This is a genomic window from Pseudomonas sp. BF-B-15 (genome assembly GCF_019946675.1).
Lineage (GTDB): Bacteria > Pseudomonadota > Gammaproteobacteria > Pseudomonadales > Pseudomonadaceae > Aquipseudomonas > Aquipseudomonas migulae.
The window spans coordinates 1-7,301 of sequence record NZ_JAGYFZ010000167.1; the positions used below are offsets into that span (position 1 = coordinate 1).

A 7,301-nucleotide genomic window follows, 5' to 3' on the forward strand; every position below is an offset into this window, starting at 1 on the left:
CCCCAGGCCGTTGCCCAACTCAGAACCTCCCACCACCAACCCGCACAAACCACCAGATTCTCGCAGGCAAAAAAAAGGGCAACCGAAGTTGCCCAAAATGCCTTGCGTGCTCATTGCATCCAGAAAGACCTACGGTTTTTTCCGTTTGTGCGAATCTTTCCAGATAAAAAATCCAAACCCTGCGAAAAACAGAACCATGAGGCCGACTGTCAGCACTCCGGCGATCACCACGTTGTCGAAAAACATGACTGGCCTCCTGCACTTGCCCTGTTGCGATGGGGCTAAGTTAACCAATCAGGCAGGAGAGGAAATTGACCGGGATCAATATCGCCCGAGACTGGGCGCAAAGGAGGGGGAAAACTGATCTACATCAACGGATGCAAGGGGTTTAACGCTTTTTCGGTTTGCTCTTCGGCTTCTTCTTCGCCTTGCCCAACGGCATTGCCTGCTCGAATGCCTGGCGCACTTCGTTCAGGCGTTTTTCGTTGAGGTCATGAACACGCTTGGCGCGTTCGGAATTGAGGTCGATCAGTTTGTCGTCTTGGCTCATGGTCTTCAGTGCATCGTGTGAAATGAAGTTCAACTGCCGCATCGCTCGGCAGGATTGCGCCAATAATGCGGTCTGGCGCCCGCGCTGACCAGTCGCCTGCGTAACAGCGGCTTAACAAAATATGTGCTCACGGCGTTTTTTCAACGCACAATCGCGACTTTGCGATGGACCCAAAGGACCCGCGCCGTGGAACTGCACCAGGATCTGCCTCCCTTGATGGCCCTGCGCGCCTTCGAGGCCGTGGCGCGTCATTTGAGTTTCATCAAGGCCGCCGATGAATTGTCGGTGACCCAAAGTGCGATCAGCCATCAAGTGCAGAAACTGGAACAGTTCCTCAACCAGCGGCTGTTTATCCGCCGCACCCGGGCCATCGATCTGACGCCTGCCGGCGAAGCGTATTACCGGCAGATTCAACCGGCTCTCACCTCCATCGCCTTGGCCACCCGTGAACTGCGGGGCAATGAGCACCAGGAAAGCACCCTGCGCATCGGCTTGCTCGCCTCGTTCGCCACCCTGTGGCTGGCGCCGCGCCTGGCCAGTTTCAACGCGCGCCACCCGCACATTCATGTCGAACTCCTGCCCTCGGTGCAACTGGCCGACGTCAGCGGCGGCGAAGTCGACCTGGCCATTCGCTACGGCAAAGGTGGCTGGCCGAAAGTCCAGGCCCGGCGCTTTATGGTGGAAACACTGACTCCGGTGTGCAGCCCAGCGTTCAAGGCCAAGGGCACCGACCAAGGCCCGCTGCTCATGGCCAAGTCGCACCAACCGTTCGAGTGGATCGACTGGAGCGCGCACAACGCCATCGACCTCAGCCATTGCCCCAGCGTCATGCTCCATGACTACAACATCGTCGTCGAAGCCGCCGTGGCCGGCCAAGGCATCGCCATGGGGCGTCATCACTTGATCGAGCGCCGACTCAAGGACGGCTCGTTGGTAGAAGCCTTCTCCACCCCGCCGTTCATTAGCGATATCGGCTATTGGCTGGTCACGCCCGAGCGACCGCCGAGCCACGCAGCACAATGCTTTAGTGAATGGCTGAATGAGATGGCCAACATCGCACACAAATCTCACGGCGACTGAAGTTCAAAATTGTGGGAGCGAGCCTGCTCGCGAAGGCCATGTCCCATCCAACATTCATGTGACTGACACACCCTTTCGCGAGCAGGCTCGCTCCCACATTCGATCTACGCATGAGCCAATTGAATACGTCGGATTAAATCTATCCGTTTGTCGCACTCCCCGTCCGCCAACATGCTGAAGCCTTCATTCAGGAGGATTCACCATGACCGACTCACTCGCCCACCGCATCCAGCAACTTGGCCTGAGCCTGCCAACACCGAGCCAGCCCATCGCCAACTACGTCAACCACGTGGTCAGCCAGAACCAGTTGTTCATTTCCGGGCAGATTCCGTTACTGGACGGCAAACCGGCATTCATCGGCCGATTGGGAGAGTCGATCTCCGATGAAGAAGGCGCCAACGCCGCCGAACTTGCCGCGCTGGGCCTGCTCGCACAATTGAGCGATGCGCTCGGTGATGACCTGTCGAAACTGGTGCGCATCATCCGTCTTGGCGTGTTCATCGCCAGCGCCGCGGATTTTGCGCGTCAAGGTGCGGTCGCCAATGGCGCGTCCAACCTGTTGGTCAATGCCCTCGGCGAAAAAGGCCGGCATGTGCGCACGGCTGTCGGCGTATCGAGCCTGCCCGGCGGCGTGGCCGTGGAAATCGACGCGATTTTCGAGCTGCGTCCATGAACCTCGACGAAGTGGAGCGTTTGCGAGCGGCGACGCCGGGGTGCGCCAGCGTGATTCACTTCAACCACGCCGGTGCATCGTTGCCGAGTCAGGCCACCCTCGACGCGATCATCGAGCAACTGCGACTCGAAGCCCGCTGCGGCCCCATGGAGGCCGCCGACCAGAGCGTGCAGGCCCGCGCTCGCAGTGCGGCGGCCCTGCTGCTCAATGCAAACACTGAAAACATCGCGTTCGCCAGCAGCGGTTCGGCTGCCTGGGGCATGGCATTCAATGCATTGGGGCCGTGGCAGGATGGCGAGCGGATTCTGGTCGGGCGCCATGAATGGGGCGGCAATCTGGCCTGCATCGCACGGGCCGTCAGCGCCGGGGCGCGGCTGGAGGTGATTCCCTGCGATGAGTCGGGCGCCGTATCCGTGTCCGCCCTCCAGCAGATGATCGATCCGAAGGTGAAGCTGATCGCGCTGACCTGGCTGCCGGCCAACGGCGGCCTGATCAACCCGGCCGAGGCCATTGGCGCCGTGGCGCGCCAGCACGGCATTCCCTACTTCATCGACGCCGGCCAGGCGCTGGGGCAATTGCCCTGCGATGTGCAGGCGTTGAACTGCGATGTGCTCAAGGGCGCCGGACGCAAATTCCTCCGTGGCCCGCGCGGAACGGCGTTGATGTACATCAAACCGGGGTTTCTCGAACGGCTCGTGCCCGGCCATCTGGACGTGCTGTCCGCACCGTGGAACGGCGAAGGTTTCTCGGTGCGTGACGATGCGCGGCGGTTTGAAACCAGTGAAGTGTCGGTGGCTTTGCTGGCCGGGCTGGCCAATGCGCTGGAGGAGTTCAACCACTTGGGTGCAACCCGGATTCGCCAGCGGATCGAGGGCTTGAGCGGGCAACTGCGCGAACGCCTTGAGTCGGTCAGCGGGCTGTCGCTACACAATTTGGGGCCGGCGAATCAGCAATCAGGCTTGGTCGCCTTCACGCTCAAGGGTTGGGACAGCGTTGAATTGAAGCAGCGGCTGGCGCAACGAGGGATCAACATCGGCGCCAATGGCGTCGCCTATACGCCGCTGGATATGCAGGCCCGAGGGCTGGACAGCATCGCGCGGATTGCGGTGAGTTATTTCAATACAGAGAAGGAGATTGAGGTGCTTTTGGAGAGCTTGAGGGCGTTGGCGGCGGAAGGTGAGTGAGTATTGGTGACGACCGATCGCAGCCTTCGGCAGCTCCTACACCTGAATGTCGACCCACAACCCCTGACGCGGCTCGTCGTCCATCAATGGCGCGACCGGCACGGTGTTATCCGCGTTGAGCTCCGTGCCGGGAATGGCCAGGTGCTCTTCAGGATCTTCATCGGCTTCACGGCGACGGCGTTCCTTTTCCTGCTTGCGGCGCTGTTCCTCGCGCAGCTGAAACGCTGCCTCTTCCGGATCGCGCTGTTGCAGGTCGATCGTGCTTTCGTTGGAGCTTTCCTGCACCGGTACAACAGGCGGAATATCCGGGCGCTGGCGGATCGGGTCGTGCTGTGAAGTGATCGGCACGGCACTCAAGGGGAGCATCGGTGGCAGCATAATTATTTGTCTCCTGTCAGCAGGCTGTCGGCTGCGGGGATGGCGACTTGAGCCATCGGTCGCAAACTGACACCGGATTGGCACTAACAAGTGCCCCGGCCCGCGCACGTCTCAAGCGGTGGACTAACGTAAGACTGTGAGTTTTTCTGAGAGTCCTTTGGCCCTGAAGCCCTCATTCCGTTAAGATAGCCCGCTTTTTCAAGGTGGGAGTCAGGCAGCATGGCGCAGCAGTATCAACCGGGGCAACGCTGGATCAGTGACAGCGAAGCCGAGCTGGGTTTAGGCACCGTTCTGGCACAGGACGGCCGCTTGTTGACCGTGCTCTATCCGGCCACTGGCGAGACTCGCCAGTACGCGCTACGGAATGCGCCCCTCACCCGCGTGCGTTTTTCGCCGGGCGATTCGATCATTCACTTCGAAGGCTGGAAACTGACCGTACAGGAAGTCGACGACATCGACGGCCTGCTGATCTACCACGGCCTCAACGCGCAGAACGAAGTGGTCACCCTGCCGGAAACCCAGCTGTCGAACTTCATTCAGTTCCGACTGGCCAGCGACCGTTTGTTCGCCGGGCAGATCGACCCGCTGGCCTGGTTCTCCCTGCGCTACAACACCCTGGAACATACCAGCCGCCAGTTGCAATCCTCGCTCTGGGGCCTGGGCGGCGTGCGTGCGCAACCCATCGCGCACCAGTTGCACATCGCCCGTGAAGTCGCCGACCGCATTGCGCCGCGGGTATTGCTGGCAGACGAAGTGGGCCTGGGCAAAACCATCGAAGCCGGCCTGGTGATCCATCGCCAACTGCTCTCGGGCCGCGCCAACCGCGTGCTGATCCTGGTGCCGGAAAACCTGCAGCACCAGTGGCTGGTGGAAATGCGCCGCCGCTTCAACCTGCAAGTCGCGCTGTTCGACGAAGAACGCTTCATCGAAAGCGATGCCGCCAACCCGTTTGAAGACACCCAGCTTGCGCTGGTCGCTCTGGAATGGCTGGTGGAAGACGAAAAGGCCCAGGACGCGCTGTTCGCCGCCGGTTGGGACTTGATGGTCGTCGACGAAGCCCACCACCTGGTGTGGCACGAAGACAAGGCCAGCCCGGAATACTCGCTGGTTGAACAGTTGGCCGAAGTCATTCCCGGCGTATTGCTGCTGACCGCCACCCCGGAACAACTGGGTCAGGACAGCCACTTCGCGCGCCTGCGCCTGCTCGACCCGAACCGTTTCCATGACCTGCACGCCTTCCGCGCCGAGAGCGAGAACTATCGCCCGGTGGCCGAAGCCGTTCAGGAGCTGCTCGACAAGGGGCGCCTGTCGCCTGAAGCGCACAAGACCATTCACGGTTTCCTCGGCAACGAAGGCGAAGCGCTGCTGAGCGCCGTCAATGATGGCGACACCGAAGCCAGTGCCCGCCTGGTCCGTGAACTGCTCGACCGCCACGGCACTGGCCGCGTGCTGTTCCGCAACACCCGCGCCGCCGTGCAGGGTTTCCCGGAGCGCAAACTGCACCCGTACCCGCTGCCGTGCCCCGACGAATACCTCGAACTGCCGTTGGGCGATCACGCCGAGCTGTACCCGGAAGTCAGCTTCCAGGCCCAGCCGGACGCCAACGAAGAAGAACGCTGGTGGAAATTCGACCCGCGCGTCGAGTGGCTGATCGACCAGTTGAAAATGCTCAAGCGCACCAAAGTGCTGGTGATCTGCGCCCACGCCGAAACCGCCATGGACCTGGAAGACGCCCTGCGCGTGCGTTCCGGTATACCTGCGACGGTGTTTCACGAAGGCATGAACATCCTTGAGCGTGACCGCGCCGCCGCTTACTTCGCCGATGAAGAATTTGGCGCGCAAGTGCTGATCTGCTCGGAAATCGGCAGTGAAGGTCGCAACTTCCAGTTCTCGCACCACCTGGTGCTGTTCGATCTGCCGTCGCACCCGGACCTGCTGGAGCAGCGGATCGGTCGTCTCGACCGGATCGGCCAGAAGCACATCATCGAACTGCACGTGCCGTACCTCGAAACCAGCCCGCAAGAGCGCTTGTTCCAGTGGTACCACGAAGCGTTGAACGCTTTCCTCAACACCTGCCCGACCGGCAACGCCTTGCAGCATCAGTTCGGCCCGCGCCTGCTGCCGCTGCTGGAAAATGCCGACGACGGCGAGTGGCAAGCGCTGATCGACGAGGCTCGCACCGAGCGTGAGCGCCTGGAAGCCGAGCTGCACACTGGCCGTGACCGCTTGCTGGAACTCAATTCCGGCGGCGCTGGCGAAGGTGATGCGCTGGTCGAGGACATCCTCGAGCAAGACGATCAGTTCACGCTGCCGATCTACATGGAAACCCTGTTCGACGCCTTTGGCATCGACAGCGAAGACCACTCGGAAAACGCCCTGATCCTCAAGCCGAGCGAAAAAATGCTCGACGCCAGCTTCCCGCTGGGCGACGACGAAGGCGTGACCATCACTTACGACCGCAACCAGGCGCTGTCTCGCGAAGACATGCAGTTCATCACCTGGGAACACCCGATGGTGCAAGGCGGCATGGACCTGGTGCTGTCCGGTTCGATGGGCAACACCGCCGTGGCGCTGATCAAGAACAAGGCGCTGAAACCGGGCACCGTGTTGCTGGAACTGCTCTACGTCAGCGAAGTGGTTGCACCGCGTTCGCTGCAACTGGGTCGTTACCTGCCGCCGGCCGCGCTGCGCTGCCTGCTCGATGCCAATGGCAATGACCTGTCGGCCCGGGTGTCGTTCGAGACCCTGAACGATCAACTGGAAAGCGTACCGCGTGCCAGCGCCAACAAGTTCATCCAGGCTCAGCGCGATCAGCTGACGCCACGGATCAACGCTGGTGAAGAGAAAATCTTCCCGCGTCACGCCGAGCGCGTGGCCGAAGCGCAACGTCGTCTCGCCGCTGATACCGATGAAGAACTGGCCCGCCTGACCGCGTTGCAAGCGGTCAACCCGACCGTACGCGACAGCGAACTGGTTGCCCTGCGTAAACAACGTGAACAAGGTCTGGCGATGCTCGACAAGGCAGCGCTGCGACTGGAAGCGATTCGGGTATTGGTGGCGGGTTAATCGTCCTGCCCCACCTCGTGCAATGAAAAAGGCCCGCAGCGATGCGGGCCTTTTTTTGTCTCGGATAAACCAAACAATCCCTGTAGGAGCCGGCTTGCCGGCGATGAGGCCCTTGAATTTGGCGGTGATTGTACGGGCGCCATCGCCGGCAAGCCGGCTCCTACAAGTTTTCGCGCGTAATCTCCTACGCGGTGACTGCCGGGATCTGCGGCTCAACCACCGCCACCAAGCCTTCCTTCATCCGCTTCGCATCCCGCACAAAACACCGCGACGCCATGAACAGGAACACCATCGTAAAGAACAGCGCTACCGGAATCAGGTACATCGCGTCATGCAGGCCAACAGCCTTGAACGCTTCGGTCATTTGTTC

7 protein-coding genes and 1 pseudogene are annotated in these 7,301 nt (G+C 61.1%); 4 read left to right on the plus strand and 4 right to left on the minus strand.

Features of this window, described 5'->3' with window-relative positions:
- Nucleotides 1–129: 129 nt before the first annotated feature.
- Nucleotides 130–246 (minus strand): cytochrome c oxidase subunit CcoM, encoded by a 117-nt coding sequence (gene ccoM / locus KGA97_RS29505; RefSeq protein WP_007906619.1) that lies wholly within the window; start codon nucleotides 244–246, stop codon nucleotides 130–132.
- A gap of 142 nt (nucleotides 247–388) precedes the next feature.
- Complete coding sequence (locus KGA97_RS28500; RefSeq protein WP_085988412.1) at nucleotides 389–550, minus strand: hypothetical protein; 162 nt, start codon at nucleotides 548–550, stop codon at nucleotides 389–391.
- 186 nt (nucleotides 551–736) lie between these two features.
- Here KGA97_RS28500 and KGA97_RS28505 point away from each other — a divergent pair, with 186 nt between their 5' ends.
- From KGA97_RS28505 to KGA97_RS28515, 3 genes are all read left to right on the plus strand, one after another.
- Nucleotides 737–1,630, plus strand: a complete 894-nt coding sequence (locus KGA97_RS28505; protein ID WP_192228644.1) for a LysR substrate-binding domain-containing protein — start codon at nucleotides 737–739, stop codon at nucleotides 1,628–1,630.
- Between the two features lie 202 nt (nucleotides 1,631–1,832).
- Nucleotides 1,833–2,303, plus strand: coding sequence for a RidA family protein (locus KGA97_RS28510; protein WP_223481918.1), 471 nt, complete (start codon nucleotides 1,833–1,835; stop codon nucleotides 2,301–2,303).
- Nucleotides 2,300–3,487, plus strand: a complete 1,188-nt coding sequence (locus tag KGA97_RS28515; RefSeq protein ID WP_223481919.1) for an aminotransferase class V-fold PLP-dependent enzyme — start codon at nucleotides 2,300–2,302, stop codon at nucleotides 3,485–3,487. The genes KGA97_RS28510 and KGA97_RS28515 overlap by 4 nt, the downstream gene beginning before the upstream one ends.
- A gap of 36 nt (nucleotides 3,488–3,523) precedes the next feature.
- Here the strand turns inward: KGA97_RS28515 and KGA97_RS28520 are convergent, their stop codons facing one another.
- Complete coding sequence (locus KGA97_RS28520; protein WP_223481920.1) at nucleotides 3,524–3,865, minus strand: aspartate-semialdehyde dehydrogenase; 342 nt, start codon at nucleotides 3,863–3,865, stop codon at nucleotides 3,524–3,526.
- Between the two features lie 219 nt (nucleotides 3,866–4,084).
- Between KGA97_RS28520 and rapA the strand changes: the two genes are divergently transcribed.
- The gene (gene rapA, locus KGA97_RS28525) at nucleotides 4,085–6,931 is read left to right on the plus strand and encodes an RNA polymerase-associated protein RapA (RefSeq protein WP_008034221.1); all 2,847 of its coding nucleotides are present in this window, start codon (nucleotides 4,085–4,087) and stop codon (nucleotides 6,929–6,931) included.
- 184 nt (nucleotides 6,932–7,115) lie between these two features.
- Here rapA and KGA97_RS28530 read toward each other — a convergent pair.
- A pseudogene (locus KGA97_RS28530) lies at nucleotides 7,116–7,301 on the minus strand (MFS transporter); the annotation flags it as partial.